At 74.4% G+C, this 17439-nt stretch carries 18 protein-coding genes; 10 read left to right on the forward strand and 8 right to left on the reverse strand.

Annotated elements, in window-relative coordinates; translation table 11 throughout:
* Positions 1–6: 6 nt before the first annotated feature.
* Both ACWDAS_RS30215 and fabF read left to right on the forward strand, forming a co-directional pair.
* Positions 7–252 carry an acyl carrier protein gene (locus tag ACWDAS_RS30215; RefSeq protein ID WP_018556746.1) on the forward strand — a complete coding sequence of 82 codons (246 nt, stop codon included), beginning with the start codon at positions 7–9 and terminating at the stop codon, positions 250–252.
* Between the two features lie 64 nt (positions 253–316).
* Entirely contained in the window at positions 317–1576 is a 1260-nt protein-coding gene (gene fabF / locus ACWDAS_RS30220) for a beta-ketoacyl-ACP synthase II (protein WP_450397380.1), read from the forward strand.
* Between the two features lie 67 nt (positions 1577–1643).
* Here fabF and ACWDAS_RS30225 read toward each other — a convergent pair whose 3' ends face one another.
* Positions 1644–2600, reverse strand: a complete 957-nt coding sequence (locus tag ACWDAS_RS30225; protein ID WP_450397383.1) for a beta-ketoacyl-ACP synthase III — start codon at positions 2598–2600, stop codon at positions 1644–1646.
* Positions 2601–2663: 63 nt separating this feature from the next.
* On the opposite strand from ACWDAS_RS30225, the gene ACWDAS_RS30230 reads away from it, so the two are divergent.
* The 3 genes from ACWDAS_RS30230 to ACWDAS_RS30240 all read left to right on the forward strand — a co-directional run bounded on the left by ACWDAS_RS30230 (position 2664) and on the right by ACWDAS_RS30240 (position 4739).
* Positions 2664–3266 (forward strand): TetR/AcrR family transcriptional regulator, encoded by a 603-nt coding sequence (locus ACWDAS_RS30230; RefSeq protein ID WP_450397386.1) that lies wholly within the window; start codon positions 2664–2666, stop codon positions 3264–3266.
* A 72-nt stretch (positions 3267–3338) separates the two neighbouring features.
* Positions 3339–3974, forward strand: a complete 636-nt coding sequence (locus ACWDAS_RS30235) for a hypothetical protein (protein ID WP_450397388.1) — start codon at positions 3339–3341, stop codon at positions 3972–3974.
* 3 nt (positions 3975–3977) lie between these two features.
* Complete coding sequence (locus ACWDAS_RS30240; RefSeq protein ID WP_450397390.1) at positions 3978–4739, forward strand: bestrophin-like domain; 762 nt, start codon at positions 3978–3980, stop codon at positions 4737–4739.
* Between the two features lies 1 nt (position 4740).
* Here ACWDAS_RS30240 and ACWDAS_RS30245 read toward each other — a convergent pair whose 3' ends face one another.
* On the reverse strand, positions 4741–5616 hold the full coding sequence (locus ACWDAS_RS30245; RefSeq protein ID WP_450397392.1) for an NAD(P)-dependent oxidoreductase: 876 nt from the start codon (positions 5614–5616) through the stop codon (positions 4741–4743).
* 99 nt (positions 5617–5715) lie between these two features.
* On the opposite strand from ACWDAS_RS30245, the gene ACWDAS_RS30250 reads away from it, so the two are divergent.
* The 3 genes from ACWDAS_RS30250 to ACWDAS_RS30260 all read left to right on the forward strand — a co-directional run bounded on the left by ACWDAS_RS30250 (position 5716) and on the right by ACWDAS_RS30260 (position 8611).
* Positions 5716–6300, forward strand: coding sequence for a sigma-70 family RNA polymerase sigma factor (locus ACWDAS_RS30250; protein ID WP_450397395.1), 585 nt, complete (start codon positions 5716–5718; stop codon positions 6298–6300).
* Complete coding sequence (locus ACWDAS_RS30255; RefSeq protein ID WP_450397398.1) at positions 6297–7079, forward strand: anti-sigma factor; 783 nt, start codon at positions 6297–6299, stop codon at positions 7077–7079. Before ACWDAS_RS30250 ends, ACWDAS_RS30255 begins: the two co-directional genes overlap by 4 nt.
* Before the next feature lie 173 nt (positions 7080–7252).
* Positions 7253–8611, forward strand: coding sequence for a cryptochrome/photolyase family protein (locus tag ACWDAS_RS30260; protein WP_450397401.1), 1359 nt, complete (start codon positions 7253–7255; stop codon positions 8609–8611).
* 49 nt (positions 8612–8660) lie between these two features.
* Here the strand turns inward: ACWDAS_RS30260 and ACWDAS_RS30265 are convergent, their stop codons facing one another.
* Genes ACWDAS_RS30265 through ACWDAS_RS30285 form a run of 5 tightly spaced genes read right to left on the reverse strand, consistent with a single transcriptional unit; the run spans position 8661 to position 14073 of the window.
* Positions 8661–9482 carry a DUF1295 domain-containing protein gene (locus ACWDAS_RS30265; RefSeq protein ID WP_450397404.1) on the reverse strand — a complete coding sequence of 274 codons (822 nt, stop codon included), beginning with the start codon at positions 9480–9482 and terminating at the stop codon, positions 8661–8663.
* A gap of 4 nt (positions 9483–9486) precedes the next feature.
* Positions 9487–10773, reverse strand: coding sequence for a class I SAM-dependent methyltransferase (locus ACWDAS_RS30270; RefSeq protein WP_450397406.1), 1287 nt, complete (start codon positions 10771–10773; stop codon positions 9487–9489).
* Complete coding sequence (locus ACWDAS_RS30275; protein ID WP_450397479.1) at positions 10770–12050, reverse strand: class I SAM-dependent methyltransferase; 1281 nt, start codon at positions 12048–12050, stop codon at positions 10770–10772. Before ACWDAS_RS30275 ends, ACWDAS_RS30270 begins: the two co-directional genes overlap by 4 nt.
* A 2-nt stretch (positions 12051–12052) precedes the next feature.
* Positions 12053–12808: a DUF1365 domain-containing protein gene (locus ACWDAS_RS30280; RefSeq protein WP_450397408.1), complete on the reverse strand. Its 756-nt coding sequence runs from the start codon at positions 12806–12808 to the stop codon at positions 12053–12055.
* A complete protein-coding gene (locus tag ACWDAS_RS30285; RefSeq protein WP_450397411.1) occupies positions 12802–14073 on the reverse strand; it encodes an NAD(P)/FAD-dependent oxidoreductase in 1272 nt (423 codons plus the stop codon). Before ACWDAS_RS30285 ends, ACWDAS_RS30280 begins: the two co-directional genes overlap by 7 nt.
* A 180-nt stretch (positions 14074–14253) precedes the next feature.
* Here ACWDAS_RS30285 and ACWDAS_RS30290 point away from each other — a divergent pair, with 180 nt between their 5' ends.
* Both ACWDAS_RS30290 and ACWDAS_RS30295 read left to right on the forward strand, forming a co-directional pair.
* Positions 14254–14964, forward strand: a complete 711-nt coding sequence (locus ACWDAS_RS30290; RefSeq protein ID WP_450397414.1) for an alpha/beta hydrolase — start codon at positions 14254–14256, stop codon at positions 14962–14964.
* 379 nt (positions 14965–15343) lie between these two features.
* The gene (locus ACWDAS_RS30295; RefSeq protein ID WP_450397417.1) at positions 15344–16828 is read left to right on the forward strand and encodes an SDR family oxidoreductase; all 1485 of its coding nucleotides are present in this window, start codon (positions 15344–15346) and stop codon (positions 16826–16828) included.
* A 42-nt stretch (positions 16829–16870) separates the two neighbouring features.
* On the opposite strand, the gene ACWDAS_RS30300 is transcribed toward ACWDAS_RS30295, so the two are convergent.
* Positions 16871–17353, reverse strand: a complete 483-nt coding sequence (locus ACWDAS_RS30300) for a MarR family winged helix-turn-helix transcriptional regulator (protein ID WP_450397420.1) — start codon at positions 17351–17353, stop codon at positions 16871–16873.
* Between the last annotated feature and the right edge of the window lie 86 nt (positions 17354–17439).

Here is a 17439-nt window from a genome sequence, read left to right on the forward strand (position 1 = left end):
GCCGCCATGGCCACCCAGGAAGAGATCGTCGAGGGTCTCGCCGAGATCGTGAACGAGATCGCCGGCATCCCGACCGAGGACGTCCAGCTGGACAAGTCCTTCACCGACGACCTGGACGTCGACTCGCTGTCCATGGTCGAGGTCGTCGTCGCCGCCGAGGAGCGCTTCGAGGTCAAGATCCCGGACGACGACGTCAAGCAGCTCAAGACCGTCGGCGACGCCGTCGACTACATCCTCAAGGCCCAGGCCTGAGCCTGCGCCACCCCTGGACGACGTGTCTGTCGCCCGCCCTTCTAGACGTGGAGAGACAATCCCTGTGAGCCCGACCAATCACACCGTGGTCGTCACCGGTATCGGCGCAACCACTCCGCTGGGCGGGGACAGCGCGTCGACCTGGGAGGGGTTGACCGCCGGGCGTTCCGGCGTCACCCCCCTGGAGCAGGACTGGGCCGCCGAGCTGTCGGTGCGCATCGCCGCGCAGATCGCCGTGGACCCGCTGGAGATCCTGCCCCGCCCGGTCGCCCGCAAGCTGGACCGTTCGGCGCAGTTCGCGCTGATCGCCACCCGTGAGGCCTGGGCCGATGCCGGCTTCACCGCCAAGGCCGGCGAGGACAGCTCGGTCGACCCCGACCGCCTGGGCGCGGTCATCGCCTCCGGTATCGGCGGCGTCACCACGCTGCTCGACCAGTACGACAACCTCAAGACGTCCGGCCCGCGCAAGGTGTCCCCGCACACCGTGCCGATGCTGATGCCCAACAGCCCGTCGGCCAACGTCGGCCTGGAGGTCAACGCCCGCGCCGGTGTGCACACCCCGGTCAGCGCCTGCGCCTCCGGTGCCGAGGCCGTCGGCTACGCGTACGAGATGATCCGCTCCGGCCGTGCCGACGTGGTCATCGCCGGCGGCACCGAGGCGGCCATCCACCCGCTGCCGATCGCGGCCTTCGCCAACATGATGGCGATGTCGAAGAACAACGACGACCCGCAGGGCGCCTCCCGCCCGTACGACAAGGGCCGCGACGGCTTCGTCCTCGGCGAGGGCGCGGGTGTCGTCGTCCTGGAGTCGGCCGAGCACGCCGCCAAGCGCGGTGCCCGGGTCTACGCCGAGGTGCTGGGCCAGGGCCTGTCGGCCGACGCCCACCACATCGCGCAGCCGGAGCCCACCGGCCGCGGCATCGCCGCCGCGCTGGAGCAGCTGATCGCCGCGACCGGCCTGGACCTGGCGCAGATCGCGCACCTCAACGCGCACGCGACGTCCACCCCGCAGGGTGACGTCGCCGAGGTCAAGGCGCTCCGCAAGGTGCTCGGCGACCACCTCGACCACGTGGCCATCTCCGCCACCAAGTCGATGACCGGTCACCTGCTCGGCGGCGCGGGCGGCATCGAGACGGTCGCCACCGTCCTCGCCCTGCACCACCGGATCGCCCCGCCGACGATCAACATCACGGACCTGGACGACGAGATCGACCCCGGTCTGGTCTCCACCGAGGCGCGGAAGCTGCCGGACGGCCCGATCGTGGCCATCAACAACTCCTTCGGCTTCGGCGGCCACAACGTCGTCCTGGCCCTCAAGGCCTGAGCCGTACCGCACCCCTGAGGGCCGGTCAGCCGCGCGAGCGGCGACCGGCCCTCGGCCGTTCCCCGGGTCAGGGACAGCCGACGACCTGTCCGGCCCACGACAGCCCGCCGCCGAAGCCCAGCAGCAGCACGGGGGCGCCGGGGGTGAGCTCGCCGCGCTCGACGAGCTTGGAGAAGGCGAGCGGCACGGAGGCGGCGGAGGTGTTGCCGGAGTCGACGACGTCACGGGCCACCACCGCCTGCGGGGCACCCAGTTGCCGCACAACGGCCTCGATGATCCGCAGATTGGCCTGGTGCGTCACGATGCCGCCGAGATCGGAGACGGCGACTCCGGCGCGTGCGCAGGCCTCCTCGGCGATCGGGGCGAGGGTCGTGGTGGCCCAGCGGAAGACCGCCTGGCCGTCCTGGGCGAAGCGGGGCTGCCAGGCGCCGGCCAGCCGTACGGCGTCGGCGCGGGTGGGGTCCGAGCCCCACACGACCGGGCCGATGCCGGGGTGGGCCCCGGGGTCGTCGGCGACGGCGCTGACGACGGCCGCTCCGGCACCGTCGCCGAGCAGGACGCAGGTGCTGCGGTCGGTCCAGTCGGTGAGGTCGGACATCTTCTCCGCGCCGATGACCAGGGCGTGCCGGGCGGCTCCGGCACGTACGGAGTGGTCGGCGGCGGCGAGCGCGGTGGTGAAGCCCGCACAGGCGTTGTTGAGGTCGTAGGAGGCGGGGGCCGTCATGCCGAGCCGGGCCGCGACCTGGGCCGCGGTGCTCGGGCAGCGGTCGACGGCGCTGGAGGTGGCCACGACGACCAGGTCGATGTCGGCGGGGTCCAGGCCCGCCGCGGCGAGGGCCTTGCCGGCGGCGGCGCTCGCCATGTCGGCGACCGTCTCGTCCTCGTCGGCGATGTGCCGGGTCGCGATACCGGTGCGCTGCCGGATCCAGGCGTCGCTGGTGTCGACCATGGCGGCCAAGTCGTCGTTGGTGAGGACGCGTTGCGGCTGGTGGTGACCCAGGGCGGCGATGCGGGATGCAGTCATGGTCCGAACTATAGCGACCGATCGGTCGGACTCTAAATGGGGAGGGATGGTTACGATGGCCGCATGAGCCCACGCAAGTCCGCCGCCGAGGCACGTCACACCCGCGAGCGGATCATCGAGCGCAGCGTCGCGGTCGCCTCCGTGGAGGGCCTGGAGGGCCTCACGATCGGCCGGCTCGCGACCGACCTCGGGATCAGCAAGTCCGGGCTGCTGGGCCACTTCGGTACCAAGGAGGCCCTGCAGATCGCCGCCCTGCGGCGGGCCTCGGAGATCTTCACCCGGGCCGTGTGGGTGCCCGCCGCGGGCGCCCCGCCCGGGCTGACCCGGCTGACCGCGATCTGCGAGGCGTGGGTGACCTATCTGGACCGCGAGCGGGAGGCCTTCCCCGGCGGCTGCCTGTTCACCGCCTCCGCCGTGGAGTTCGACGGCCGCGAGGGGCCGGTCAGGGACGCGGTCGCGCGGCTCTACACCGTGTGGCGGCGCCGGCTGACCCGCGACATCCGGGCCGCCGTGGAGCTCGGGGAACTGCCCGCCGACACCGACCCCGACCAGCTGGTCTTCGAGCTGAACGGGATCTACTTCGCCCTCAACCACTCCGTCCAGCTCTTCGGCGACCGGACCGCCCCCGACCGCGCCCGGCGTGCGCTGCGGCGCGTCCTGAGCTGAGGAATCAGCCCTTCGAGGGGATTGGCCGGGTCCCCCGGATGGGCGCCCGTGGCGCCGCGCAGCATCTTGTCCATGAGCATCTGGCTGAGGGGGGCCGGCCTCACGGCGGCCGCGGCGCTGGTGGTGCTGGGGCCGGGGGCGGCCGGGGCGACGGCGTACGCGCACGATCCACCGGCGCCGCCGGGCCCGCCCGTGATCCGGTTCCTGCCGGACGGCACCGTACGGGTCGAGGTGGGGGGCGGCGCCGTCCGGGCGGAGACCGGCAACGGGGGGTCCAGGGCCCGGGTCACGCACGGCGGCGGCAGCGTGGAGGCGCGCACCGGCGCCGGCGGCTCGTCCGCGACCGTGCGGCGGCGGCACTGCCCGGCGTACGGGGCGACGGTGAACGCCGCGACGGGCAGCGGCGGTTCGGGGGCCTCGGTGTCCTGGCGGCACCCGTGCGGGGCGCCCGCGCCGACCCCCGCCCGCCCCGTACGACGCGCGCCGGCCCCCGCGCCCACCCCGACCCCGACCCCGACCCCGACACCCACGCCGACCCCCACCCCGACACATCGCGCGGAACTCCCGCCGGTCGCCTATCGCAAGGCGAGCCCGCCGCCCCCGCCCGAGGGGCCGGGCATCGTCCAGCTCATGCTGCTGCTCACCGCGCCCGCGGTCCTGTCCGCCGCCGCGCTCAAGCCCCGCTCCCACGCTCGTTCACGGAGGTGATTCATGTCGGACTGGCTCGTCCTGGCGATCGCGATGGCCGCGGCCTGCTCGGTAGTGCTGACCATCGTGCTCATCAACCACCGCCGTATCGGCGAGGACGACGACCCCTCGGAAACCCCCGATGTCATCGAGTACATGACGATGATGATCGGCGTGGTGTACGCCATCGTCCTCGGGCTCGCCATCGCCGGCGTGTGGGAGGCGCGCGGCGGCGCCGAGGACGCGCTGCACCGCGAGACCCAGGCCCTGCACGAGGTTCGGCAGCGGGTCCAGGTCTACCCGGCCGCCGTCCGCGACCAGGTGCGCGGCGACGTCGACTCCTACGTCTCCTACGTCGCCCACACCGAGTTGCCGTACATGCTGGAGCACGGCGAGAACACCCAGCGCGGCTCCGATCTGCTGGACAAGCTGCGCCGCGACGCCGCCGGCTTCGAACCTCGCACCCCGCTCGCCAACCAGGCCTACCAGCCGGTCGTCGACCAGGTCGCGGCCGCCGACGACGCGCGGAGCGCGCGCGGCGAGAACGCCGGGCCGACCATGCCGGGCGTGGTCTGGTTCGGCCTGGTCGCCGGCGCCCTCGTCGCGGTGGGGCTGATCTTCGGCCTGCAGATCAGGCGCTCCCGGCGGGAGCTGGTCCTCGCCGGCCTCTACAGCGCCCTGATCGCCTTCCTGCTCTTCCTCATCTGGGACCTGGACGCGCCCTTCGGCCGGGACGCCGCCCAGACGGCGGCGTCCTTCACCAGCCTCTTCCCGCACATCGGGTGAACTACTTCTCGAAGCTCGCGAAGTACGAGGCCGCCATGTCCTCCGCGCCGTGCCCGAGCTCGGCCGCACGGCGGAAGCGCTCGGCGCCCGCCGCGGCCACGTCGAGCCTGACCCCCACGGACTCCCCCGCCTCCACGATCAGCCGGGCGTCCTTCTCCGCGGTGTTCACGGCGAAGCTGGGGGTGAAGTCGCCGCCGAGGATCGCCTTCGCCTTGGCCTGCAGGTAGCCCATGTCGAGGCCGCCGCCGGACACCGCCTTGAGGAACTCGTCGGCGTCCACGCCAAGCCCCTTCGCGAGCGCGAGGGCCTCGGCCGCGCCGTGGGTGACGGTCAGCACCCAGCTGTTGATCACCAGCTTCAGCCGGCTGGCCGCGCCCTCGGCGGCATCCTCGCCGACCCACACGGTGCGGCTGCCGATGGCGTCGAAGACCGGCGCCACGGCCTGCCGGGCCTCCTTCGGCCCGGCGGCCAGCACCAGGAGCTGCCCGCTCTCCGCAGGCTGCCTGGTGCCCAGCACGGGCGCGTCGAGGAAGACGATCCCGTGCTCGCGCGCGAAGTCCGCGAACGCGCCGAGGGCGCCCACACCGGCGGTGGTGGACTGCGCCCAGACCACGCCGGGCCGCAACGCCGGCGCCGCCTGCCGCATGGCTTCCAGGGCGGCGTCGCCGTCGTGCAGGATTGTCAGCACCACGTCGGCGCCGTCCACCGCCTCCGCGGGGGTTTCGGCGACGCGTGCGCCGTCCTTGCTGAGCGGCTGGGCCTTCTCCTTCGTACGGTTCCACACGCGGACGTCGAGGCCGGCCTTGACGAGGTTGCGGGCCATCGCGGCACCCATGATCCCGGTGCCCAGGACTGCTGCTGAGGTGGTGTCGGACATGACTGCCACGGTACGACGTACCAATCCGAACCGCTCGCGGCGCCGAATACCGGACGCGAGACTTGTCCGCGACACACGGAATCGAAAGCTGGAGGTGTGGTGAGGGAACCGCTGCGGTTCGGCAGGCCCGCACGGCAGGGGCCGGACCTCTCGGAGCTGCTGCTCGCCGTCGCGCGCGGCGACCAGGAGGCCTTCGCCCGGCTGTACGACGCCGTGAGCGGACCGGTGCTCGGGCTGGTGCGCGGCGTGCTCAGGGATCCCGCCCAGTCGGAGGAGGTGACGCAGGAGGTGCTGGTGGAGGTGTGGCGCACCGCCGCCCGCTTCCGGCCGGAGAAGGGCAGCGCGATGACCTGGGTGATGACCCTGGCCCACCGGAGGGCCGTGGACCGCGTGCGGTCCGCCAACGCGGCCGCGGACCGCGAGCACAAGGCGGCGCTGCTGGAGCGCACCCCCGCCTACGACGACGTCACCGAGCAGGTCGAGGCCCGGCTGGAGGCCGAACAGGTGCGGCGCTGCATGCGCACCCTCACCGAGGTGCAGCACCAGTCGGTGACGCTCGCCTACTACCGGGGGCTGACGTACCGGGAGGTCGCCGAACTGCTGTCGCTGCCGCTGGGCACCGTCAAGACCAGGCTCAGGGACGGCCTGATCCGGCTGCGCGACTGCCTGGGGGTGACCGCGTGAGCACCGAGGCCGAACTGCACACCCTCACCGGGGCCTACGCCGTCGACGCGCTGACGCGCCACGAGCGCGCGGAGTTCGAACGCCACCTCGCGGAGTGCGAGGCCTGCGCGCTGGAAGTGCGCGAACTGGCCGCGACCGCCGCCCGCCTCGGCCTCGCCGCGGCCGAGCCCGCCCCGCCCCGCATGAAGGACGACGTCATGCGGCTCATCGCCAACGTACGTCAGGAGCCGCCGTCGCTGGCCGAGCAGCCGCGCGCCACCGCCCGCGCGATGCGCCGCCGCGTCCGGCAGCCCGCACGGCGCCGCGGGCGCTTCGTCCTCGCGGCCTGCCTCGCCGCGGCGGCGGCGCTGGGCGGAGTCGCGGTCTGGCAGCAGCAGCAACTCGGCGACCTGCGCCAGGAGAACCGGCAGACCCAGGCCCAGGCGGAGCAGATCTCGCGGGTCCTGGCGGCGCCCGACGCCGTCACGACCTCCGCGAAGCTCTCGGGCGGCGCCAGCGGCACCGTCGTCGTCTCCCGCAGCCAGGACCGCGCGGTCTTCTTCGCCCATGGCATGCCCGCGCTGAGCGGGAGCCAGATCTACCAGCTCTGGTACGCCGACGGTGGCACGATGCGCTCGGCGGGGCTGATGCCGAAGGCCTCCGGCGGTGACACGACGCAGGCCGTCCTGCTGCGGGGCGCGGTGGACGGCGCCTCCGGCATGGGCATCACCGTCGAACCGGCGGGCGGCTCCCCGCAGCCGACCTCCGAACCGCTGGCCCTGATGGAGTTCCCGGCGTAGCAGCGCGGGGCCTGCTCTCGTCACGTCCGGGGGCGGCCCCGCGGACCCGGCCGTCGCGGGGCCCGGCCGGGTCCCGCGACGGGGCGCCTCCCTCCGGGGCGGTGAGCGGCGCCATAGGCTCGCGGGGGAGTCCGCCCGCGGGTGCCGGCAAGACGAGGAGGAGTGCACCGGACGTGACGACGACGTCGATCTGCCTGTTCACCGCGGATCTGCGGCTGCACGACAACCCCGTGCTGCGCGCCGCCCTCGCCTCCGCCGACCGGGTCGTCCCCCTCTTCGTGCTGGACGAGGCCATCGAGGCCGCCGGCTTCGCCGCCCCGAACCGGGCTGCGTTCCTCGCCGGCTGCCTGGCCGATCTTGACACGCGGCTGCGGGAGCGCGGCGGGAGGCTGGTGCTGCGCCGCGGGGACGTGGTCCGTGAGACGTGCCGGGTCGCGGAGGAGACCGGCGCCGGGGAGGTGCACCTCGCCGCTGGGGTGAGCCGGTACGCCGCGCGGCGCGAGGAGCGGCTGCGCGAGGCGCTGGCCGCGGCGGGCCGCGGGGTCCGGGTGCACGACGCCGTGCTGACCGCGGTGCCGGCGGGCGCGGTGGCCCCGGCGGGCAAGGACCGCTTCGAGGTGTTCACGCCGTACTTCCGCCGCTGGGAGACCGCGGAGCTGCGCGACCCGCTGGGCGCCCCGCGGGTGATCCGCGTCCCGGACGAGGTGGCGTCCCGGCCCCTGCCGAAGACGCCGAAGGGCACCTCCCCCGGACTGCCCGAGGGCGGGGAGACCGAGGCCCGCGAGCGCTGGCGGGCCTGGCGGGCGTCCGGGCTCGCCGCTTACCAGGACCGCCACGACGACCTGGCGGGCGACGCCACCTCGCGCCTGTCGCCGTACCTGCACTTCGGCTGCCTGTCGGCCACCGAACTCGTCCGGCACGCCCGCGGCGCCGGCGGCCCCGGCGCGGAGGCCTTCGTGCGCCAGGTCGCCTGGCGCGAGTTCCACCACCAGGTGCTCGCCGCCCGTCCCGACGCCGCCGTCCGCGACCTGCGGCCGCGCGGCGACCACTGGCGGGGCGACGGCCCGGAGGCCGCCGCGTGGCGGGAGGGCCGCACCGGCTATCCGGTGATCGACGCGGCGATGCGCCAGTTGCGGCACGAGGGCTGGATGCACAACCGGGCGCGGCTGCTGGCCGCGAGCTTCCTGACCAAGACGCTGTACGTGGACTGGCGGATCGGCGCCGCGCACTTCCTGGAACTGCTGGTGGACGGCGACATCGCCAACAACCAGCTGAACTGGCAGTGGGTGGCCGGCACCGGGACCGACACCCGCCCGAACCGGGTGCTCAACCCCCTGGTGCAGGCCCGCCGTTTCGACCCGGACGGTGCCTACGTGCGCCGCTGGGTACCGGAACTGGCGGAGGTCGGAGGCGCCGCGGTGCACCGCCCCTGGCTGCTCCCCGAGGACGAACGGGCGGCCCTGGACTACCCCGCCCCGCTCCTCGACCTCGACGAAGGACTCGCCCGCTTCCGCGGCGCCCGCGGCAAGTAGCCGCGCCGCACGGACGCCCCACGCACAACAGCCACACCACGTGCCCCGCTCACCCCGACGCGCCACTCGCCCGCTTCCGTGGGGGCCGGGGGAAGAAGCCGCTGGTCCGCTCCACGTACTCCGCCCAGCCCGGGCGACCGGCCATATGCCGCTCCAGCAGCGCCTTCCCGCTCCCGCGGGTCAGCAGGAACGACATCAGCAACGGGGACACCACCGACACCGCGGCCGCCTGCCAGGCGTCGCAGGACACCGCGAACAGCCCCCACCAGACGCAGAAGTCGCCGAAGTAGTTGGGATGGCGGGTCCAGCTCCACAGGCCGCGGTCCATGATCCGGCCCCGGTGTGCCGGGTCGGCCTTGAAGCGGGCCAGCTGGTGGTCGCCGACGGCCTCGAAGAGCACGCCGGTGAGCCAGAGCAGGACGCCCACCGCGGCCGCCGGGCCGAGCGGGCCGGGGACGTACGAGGCGGCCTGGACGGGCAGCGAGACGACCAGGACGAGGGCTCCCTGCAGCAGGTACACGGCGCGGAGGGCGTAGGCGGCCCGGCTGCCCCGGGCCTTGGCCAGATAGGCCTCGTAGCGCGGATCCTCTCCGTGCCCCCGTCCGCGGCGGGCGATGTGGACGGCGAGCCGCAGGCCCCACACGGCGGTCAGCCCGAGCACCAGCGCACGGCGGGCCGGGTCGCCGTACCCGGCCGACATTCCGTACGCGGACATCGCGACCGCGGTGAAGGCCACGCCCCAGGCGATGTCGACGTAGCGGTGCCTGCCGCGGGCCAGGGCGAACGCGAAGGTGGCGAGCATGACGGCGAGCACGGCGCCGGCCGCCACCGCCGCGCCCGCCCCGAACGCACCCCAGGGGAAGCCGCTCATCGCGTCACCATCCCGCGTACCAGGCGGCCTGCGTGCCGTCCGTGCCGCTGCCGCCGCCGGACGTGGGGCGTACGGCGAGGATCTGGTCGACGCCCATGCGCCGCTCGGCGAAGGCCAGGGCACCGCCCGCCAGGTACAGCCGCCACACGCGGGCGGTCTCCTCGCCGGTCAGGAGCACGACATCGGACCAGCGCTCCTCCAGGGTGGCCAGCCACGCCCGCACCGTGCGGACGTAGTGCTCGCGCAGCGACTCCACGGCGCGCACCTCCAGTCCGGCGTTCTCCAGCAGAACGACGGTCCGGCCGAGCGGGCGCATGTGCATGTCGGGGGCGATGTAGGTCTCGATGAAGGCGCCGCCGCCGGGCGCCACGCGCCCGCGGGACATCTGCTGCACCAGTGCCCTGCCCCGGGGGCGGAGCAGGCGGTGGATCGTGGCGGCGAACTCCGGGTAGCGCTCGTCGCCGACGTGCTCGCCCATCTCTATGGCGGTCACCGCCTCGTAGCCTCCGGTGCCCTCCAGGTCGCGGTAGTCGCGCAGTTCGACAGTGACGTACTCCTCCAGGCCGCGTTCGCGGATCCGTTCCTGTACGAAGTCCCGCTGGGCGGAGGAGAGCGTGACCGCGTGGACCTGCGCGCGGTGGGTCTGCGCGGCGTACAGGGCGAGCGCGCCCCAGCCGCAGCCGATGTCGAGCAGCCGCGTGCCGGGGCGCAGGTCCAGCTTGCGGCAGACGAGTTCGAGCTTGTCGCGCTGGGCGTCGGCGAGTCCGTAGGACGCGTCGTCGTGGCGGGTCCAGTAGGCGCAGGAGTACGCCATGGAGGGGTCGAGGAGGAGTTCGTAGAAGTCGTTGGACAGGTCGTAGTGGTGGCTGACGGCGGCCCGGTCGCGGCTCCTGCTGTGCGGGGTTCCGCTGAGCCTGGCCCGTCCGCGCGGGGCGGGCGGACGAGGGCCCACCGCGCCGAGCCGCACCGCGGCGCCGGCCGCGCGGAGGCGGTCGCCCGCGGTGAGCCGGGGCGGCCGCACCCGGCCCTCGCGCACCGCGTGCCAGACGGCGCGCAGGCCTTCGGTGAGGTCGCCGCGTACGTCGATGTCGCCGGTGATGTACGCCTCGGCGAGGCCGAGTTCACCAGGCTGCCACAGGAGTCTTCGCAGCGCCCGCCGGGAGCGCAGGACGACCACGGGGGCGTCGCGCGGCCCGGCGGTGCTGCCGTCCCAGGCGCGCAGCCGCACCGGCAGCGGACCGCCGGTGAACTGCTCCAGCAGCGGGGCGAGGGTGTCCGCGGCGCCCTTCACCGGGCGGTCTCCTGCCGGGTCAGCAGCAGTTGGCACACGTCGAGGTAGCCGGAGCGGAAGCCGGCCTCGGAGTAGGCGAGGTAGAGGGTCCACATGCGGCGGAAGGTCTCGTCGAAGCCGAGGGCCTCCACCTCGGCGGCGCGTTCGGTGAAGCGCTCGCGCCACAGCCGCAGCGTCTCGGCGTAGTGGGGGCCGAAGCCGTCGCAGGATGTGACGCGCAGCGCGGTGTGCTCTTCGAGGGTCCGGTCGATCGCGTCGAGGGAGGGGATGAGGCCGCCGGGGAAGATGTACTTCTGGATCCAGGTGTGGGTGTCGCGGGTCGCGAGCATGCGCTCGTCGGGCATGGTGATCGCCTGGAGCGCGACCCTGCCGCCGGGGGCGAGCAACCGGTCGATGGCGGTGAAGTACACCGGCCAGTACTCCGCGCCGACGGCCTCGATCATCTCGACGCTGACGACGGCGTCGTAGCTCCCGGTGACCTGCCGGTAGTCGCGCAGCAGCACGGTCGCCCGGTCCCGCTGCCCGGCGGCGGCGATGCGGGCCGTGGCGAGCCTGCGCTGTTCCTCGGAGAGGGTGACGGAGACGACCTCGGCGCCGCGTCGCGCGGCGCGGACGGCCAGTTCGCCCCAGCCGGTGCCGATCTCCAGCAGCCGGGTGCCGTCGCCGACTCCCGCCAGGTCGAGCAGCCGGTCGATCTTGCGGTGCTGCGCGGCGGGCAGTTGGGCGGGGAGTGCGGGGAAGCCGCGGAAGACGGCCGAGGAGTAGGTCAGGGTCTCGTCGAGGAAGAGGGCGAAGAGCTCGTTGGACAGGTCGTAATGGGCGTGGATGTTGTCGCGGGCGCCGTCCGGCGTGTTGCGCCGCGCGGTGGGCTGCCGGTGCGCCCACAGGGGGCGCAGCCGCTGCAGCGGCCGGGGGACGAGTTCGGTGACGTGCGAGGCGAGCACGGTGAGGACGGCCGGGAGGTCGGGCGCGTCCCACTCGCCCGCCATGTAGGACTCGCCGAAGCCGATGAGGCCGCCGGTGCCCACGCGCCGGCAGAAGGCCCCGGGGTCGGTGATCTCCACCGTGGGCCCCCCGGTGCCGAGCACCCGCCCGCCGTCGCCGAGACGGCAGCTCAGCGGGAGCCCGCTCAGGGCACGTCGTACGACGGCCCCGGCGACCGCGGCTCGCAGGCGTGAGCAGCGCGGTGGGGCTGCGACGTCCGGCCAGCGGCGCGGGTCCACGCCGGCGGCGGAGGCGGGTGCGGAAGCGGAGAGGGGGACGGACGTGGTGAACATGGTCACTCGAAACCCTCCTGAGGCGCGTGGACGGGACGGGGCCGCACGGGCAGCCCGCGCAGCAGCAGCCGGATGCCGTGCCGGCGGATGCCGGCCGACACCGCGGCCGTGGACCAGGGGTGACGTGCGGCGGCGCGCAGCAGGCCCGGCGTGGTGGCCGGGCGCCGGTCGCCGCGCACGGTGGCGGTGAACGGGGTGCCGTCGCCGGGGCGTTCCAGATGGACCGTCAGGCGCAGGCGGTCGTCCGGCTCGGGGAGCCGCATGCGGTAGGCGCCGTCGACGGGGAAGAACGGGGAGACGTAGAACTCCTTGGCGACGCGCGCGGCGTCGCCTTCGTCGGTGCGCAGCAGGTAGGCGTGCCGCTCCCCGTATGTGTTGTGGACCTCGGCGACGACGCAGACGAGGGTGCCGTCCGGGTCGTGGCACCAGTACAGGGTCAGCGGGTTGAAGACGTGGCCGAGGACCCGGGCGTGGCTGAGCATCCGGACCGGGCCGCCCCGCAGGTCCACGCCCTGCGCGGCGAGCCACGCGTCGAGGGCGGCCCGCACGGTCGGGTGGCGGCCGCCGAAGTGGTCCCGGGCGTCGAAGCGGGCCAGCGGGCGCAGCGCCGCGGGGAACCGGGGCGGCCGGCCGGGGTCGGTCAGCCACATGTAGGTGCGGTGGGTGAAGGCGTGCCGCAGCGGGCGGGTGCGGACGTGGGTGATCGTGCACTCGTACAGGGCGGGCACCTGCGGCGTGAGGCCGGCCGGGGTCACCATCGGGCCCCCAGGTGCCGGGCGGCCTCGGCGCCGGAGCGGCAGCCGTCCTCGTGGAAGCCCCAGCCGTGGTAGGCCCCGGCGTAGGCAGTGACCGGCGTGGCGAGGGTGGGCAGCAGCCGCTGGGCGGCGAGCGACGCGGGTGTGTAGACGGGGTGTTCGTACACCATGCGGGCGAGCACCCGGCCGGGGTCGACGCGTTGCTCGTCGCCGAGGGTGACGACGTACCGCTCGGGGGTGTCCAGGCGCTGGAGGCGGTTCATGTCGTAGCTGACGCGGACCCCGCCGGGGTCGGGCGCGCAGGTGGGCATGAGGTAGTTCCAGGAGGCGCGGGCGCCGGGGCTGCGGGGCAGCACGGAGGTGTCGGTGTGCAGCAGGGTCGGATTGCGGGAGTACGGGATGGCGCCGAGCACCTCGCGCTCACGTTCGGTGGGGTCGGCGAGCAGCCGCAGCGCCTGGTCGGGGTGGGTGGCGACGACCACCGCGTCGTAGCCTTCGGTCTCCCCGTCGCCGGTGACGATCTCCGCGCCGTCGGCGTGCCGCCGCAGGGCGCGTACAGGGGTGGCGGTGCGGATCGCGGTGAGCCGCTTGACGATCCGCTCGACGTAGACGCGCGAACCGCCGGTGACCGTCCTCCAGGTGGGTGAGCCGCTCACCGAGAGCATCCCGTGGTGGTCGAGGAACCGGAGGAGGTAGACCGCCGGGTAGTGCGCCGCGGTCCGCGGCGAGCAGGACCAGACGCAGGCCACCAGCGGGGTCATGAAGTGGGCGGTGAAGTACGCGGAGAAGCCGCCCGCGCGGAGGAACTCCCCCAGCGTGGTGGCGTCGTCGGAACCGCCCTCGGCGAGCAGCCGCCGGGCCAGGCGGTGGAAACGGGGCACTTCGGCCAGCATACGCAGATAGGCGGGGCGCAGCGCGTTGCGCGGCTGCGCGAAGATCCCGGCGGGGCCGCGCGCGCCCGCGTACTCCAGGCCGCAGCCCTCGCACCGGACCGACATGCTCATCTCCGACTCCTGCGTGGGGACGCCGAGTTCGGTGAAGATCCGCAGCAGGGTGGGGTAGGTGCGCTCGTTGTGGACGATGAAGCCGCTGTCGACGGCGGTCACCCGGCCGTCGCAGGAGGGTATGTCGTGCGTGTGGGCGTGTCCGCCGAGCCGGTCGTCGGCCTCGAAGAGCGACACGTCGCAGTGCCGCTGCAGCAGGTAGGCGGCGGTGAGCCCGGCCACGCCGCTGCCCACGACGGCCACCCTTCGCCTTCTGTCGGTCACTTCCCGTCCCTTCGTCGCGTTCCTCTCCCTGCCGGTGATTCGGAGCCCTCCGCGGGGCGGATTGGTCCGTTCGGCAATCCGCCGGGCGAGCGGCCGCGAATCCTTGGGTGGAGGCATGTGACGGGCGTCGGCGCGGGGGGCGGCCGATAATGACGGAGAGCGCACGAGAGAGGCGGTCCGATGACGTACGGTGACGAAAGGGGCGACGGCGCGCCGCGTCCGGCGCTCGTCCCGTACGCGCTGCCCGAGCGGCCCAGGGCCGCCGTCCTGGTGCTGCACGGCGGCCGGGCCGAGGGCCTGGAACCGCCCCCGCCGTGGAATCTGCCGGGGGTCAGGATGCGTCCTTTCGTCCGCGCGATCGGCCGGGCCACCGCGGGGCACGACGTGGCCCTGGCCGGGGTCCGCTACCGGCACCGCGGCTGGAACGGCGACCGGGAGGACGCCGCGCGGGACGCCCTGCGGGCGCTGGAGGCACTGCGGCAGCGGGCCGGGGACGTGCCCGTGGTGCTGGTCGGGCACTCGATGGGCGGCCGGGCCGCGCTGCGCGTGGCCGGGCATCCGCTGGTGGGCGCGGTCGTGGGGCTGGCACCGTGGTGCCCGGCGGGCGAGCCCGTGGGCCATCTGACCGGGCGCCGCCTGGTGCTGCTGCACGGCGACCGGGACCGGGTCACCGACCCGGCGGGCTCGCTGACCCTGGCCGACCGGGCCCGGGCGGCCGGCGCCCTGGCCTGCCATCTGATGGTGCCGGGCGGTGACCACGCGATGCTGCGCGGCGCCGGGACCTGGCACACCCTGACCGCCCGCCTGGTCGCCGGGCTGCTGCGGCTGCGCCCCCTGCCCCCGGAGGTGGCGGACGCCCTCACCGCCCCGGCAGCGGAGGAACCCCGATGACCCCCGCCGACCCGGCGACGCACCCGCTGCCGGCGGAGAAGGCACACGCCCTGACCAGCCCGGTCACACCCGCCGACGGCCGAACCCCCCGGCCACCGGCAACCCGGCCGACCACGACGGAACACCCGACCCCCACTCCCGCGCACGCGATCATGCCGGCCCTGCCCGTGCGCCCACTTCCGCCGGAGGCGGACGGGCGCCCTCACCGCCCTGGCAGCGGAGGAACCTTGATGAGCCCCGCCGGCCCGGTGCCGGGCGCAGGCCGCGGCACCCGGCAGACCGCTGAAGACCTCAGAACCCCGGTCGCGCCCGCGAGCGCCCCGGCCGTCCCGCCACCGGCGGCGGGCAACGCGACCGCCCAGGGAGCGGAGGAACCGCTATGAGGCTCACCTGCCTGGTGACGGGCGCCAGTGGCTACATCGGCGGCCGCCTGGTGCCCGAACTGCTGGAGGCCGGGCACCGGGTGCGCTGCCTGGCCCGGACGCCCGGCAAGCTGCGCGACCACCCGTGGGCCGGCGAGGTGGAGATCGTCAAGGGCGACGTCACCGACGAGGAGTCGGTGCGGGCGGCGATGGCGGGCGTGGACGTCGCGTACTACCTCGTCCACGCGCTCGGCACCGGGCGGGACTTCGAGCGGACCGACCGCCGCGCGGCCGAGGTGTTCGGTGCGCAGGCGAAGGCGGCCGGAGTGCGCAGGATCGTCTACCTGGGGGGTCTGACCCCGGCCGGGGTGCCCGAACACGAGCTGTCGCCGCACCTGCGCTCGCGCGCCGAGGTGGGCCGGGTGCTGCTCGCCTCCGGCGTGCCGACGGCCGCGCTGCGTGCGGCGGTCATCATCGGCTCCGGCTCGGCCTCCTTCGAGATGCTGCGCTACCTCACCGAGCGCCTGCCGGTGATGGTCACCCCGCGTTGGGTGGGCACCCGCATCCAGCCGATCGCCGTACGCGACGTGCTGCGCTACCTCGTCGGGTGCGCCACGCTGCCGCCGGAGGTGAACCGCGCCTTCGACATCGGCGGCCCGGACGTTCTCACGTACCGGGACATGATGCTCAAGTACGCCGAGGTGGCCGGGCTGCCGCACCGGCTGATCGTGCCGGTGCCGGTGCTCACGCCGGGGCTGTCCAGCCACTGGGTGGGGCTGGTGACCCCGGTGCCGGCCGGCATCGCGCGGCCCCTGACCGAGTCGCTGCGGCACGAGGTGGTCTGCCACGACCACGACATCGCGGCGTGGGTGCCGGACCCGCCCGAGGGCATGATCGGCGTCGAGGCGGCGCTGCGGCTGGCGCTGCAGCGCATCCGGGAGGCGAACGTGGTCACCCGCTGGTCCTCGGCCTCCGTGCCCGGCGCGCCGAGCGACCCGCTGCCGACGGACCCGGACTGGGCGGGCGGCTCCCTCTACACCGACCGCCGGACACGGATCGTGGACGCCTCGCCGGAGGCGCTGTGGCGGGTCATCGAGGGCATCGGCGGCGACAACGGCTGGTACTCCTTCCCCCTGGCCTGGGCCGTGCGCGGCTGGCTCGACCGCTTCGTCGGCGGGGTGGGGCTGCGCCGGGGGCGGCGGGACGCGGTGCACCTGCGGGTGGGCGACTCGCTGGACTTCTGGCGGGTGGAGGAGATCGAGCCGGGCCGGCTGCTGCGACTGCGCGCGGAGATGCGGCTGCCGGGCCTGGCCTGGCTGGAGCTGACGGCCGGACGGGACCGCAGCGGGCGCACGGTCTACCGGCAGCGGGCGCTGTTCCACCCGCACGGCCTGGCGGGGCACGCGTACTGGTGGAGCGTCTCGCCGTTCCACTCGGTGGTGTTCGGCGGCATGGCGCGCAACATAGCCGCCGCGGCCCGGCAGGGCGCGGCGGGCCCGTAGCGGCCCGGTCCGGGGCCTGAGCCGGGGCCCGGGCCCCGGCGGTCAGCCCGGGGTGGCGGGGTCCAGGGTGGCCAGTTCGTCGTTCATCGCCACCAGGAAGCGCATCACCACGGCCAGTTCGTCCTCGGTGAAGCGGGAGCGCGCCGCGTCGGTGCTGTGGGCGAGCGGCCGGAAGAACTCCCGGGCCACCTGCATCGCCCGCGGGGCGTAGTGCAGATGGACGACCCGGCGGTCGGAGGCGTCCCGGGTGCGCCGGATGTGGCCCGCGCGTTCCAGCCGGTCCAGGCAGGCGGTGACAGCACCGGAGGTCAGGTTGAGCCGCTCGCGCAGCAGCCCCGGGGTCATGGCGCCGCCGTGCCCGTCGCCGTCCAGGATCGCGACCAGCGCCTGCACGTCGGTGTGGTGCAGCTTCTGGCTCTGCGCGAAGTCCTGCGCGATGCGGTTGAACTCGCTGTTCATCCTGCGCAGCTGCACGGCGAAGGCCTGCAGCCCCGTCGGGGACTCGTCCTGGTGGTTGTCGGGCACTCCCCCATGGTAAATAATCTCGATGATTAAGATAGTTAATGGATGAGATATATGCTTCATGAAGACGAACCCCGACACCGCGTCCC

The sequence above is a fragment of the Streptomyces sp. NPDC001070 genome (assembly GCF_053598835.1).

Excerpts from the sequence above, each read along its gene's own strand:
- ACWDAS_RS30215 (WP_018556746.1), top strand. The coding sequence starts at position 7 with ATGGCCACCCAGGAAGAGATCGTCGAGGGTCTCGCCGAGATCGTGAAC.
- ACWDAS_RS30225 (WP_450397383.1), bottom strand. The coding sequence starts at position 2,600 with ATGACTGCATCCCGCATCGCCGCCCTGGGTCACCACCAGCCGCAACGC.
- ACWDAS_RS30230 (WP_450397386.1), top strand. The coding sequence starts at position 2,664 with ATGAGCCCACGCAAGTCCGCCGCCGAGGCACGTCACACCCGCGAGCGG.
- ACWDAS_RS30235 (WP_450397388.1), top strand. The coding sequence starts at position 3,339 with ATGAGCATCTGGCTGAGGGGGGCCGGCCTCACGGCGGCCGCGGCGCTG.
- ACWDAS_RS30240 (WP_450397390.1), top strand. The coding sequence starts at position 3,978 with ATGTCGGACTGGCTCGTCCTGGCGATCGCGATGGCCGCGGCCTGCTCG.
- ACWDAS_RS30245 (WP_450397392.1), bottom strand. The coding sequence starts at position 5,616 with ATGTCCGACACCACCTCAGCAGCAGTCCTGGGCACCGGGATCATGGGT.
- ACWDAS_RS30265 (WP_450397404.1), bottom strand. The coding sequence starts at position 9,482 with ATGAGCGGCTTCCCCTGGGGTGCGTTCGGGGCGGGCGCGGCGGTGGCG.
- ACWDAS_RS30275 (WP_450397479.1), bottom strand. The coding sequence starts at position 12,050 with ATGTTCACCACGTCCGTCCCCCTCTCCGCTTCCGCACCCGCCTCCGCC.
- ACWDAS_RS30280 (WP_450397408.1), bottom strand. The coding sequence starts at position 12,808 with ATGGTGACCCCGGCCGGCCTCACGCCGCAGGTGCCCGCCCTGTACGAG.
- ACWDAS_RS30290 (WP_450397414.1), top strand. The coding sequence starts at position 14,254 with ATGACGTACGGTGACGAAAGGGGCGACGGCGCGCCGCGTCCGGCGCTC.
- ACWDAS_RS30295 (WP_450397417.1), top strand. The coding sequence starts at position 15,344 with ATGAGGCTCACCTGCCTGGTGACGGGCGCCAGTGGCTACATCGGCGGC.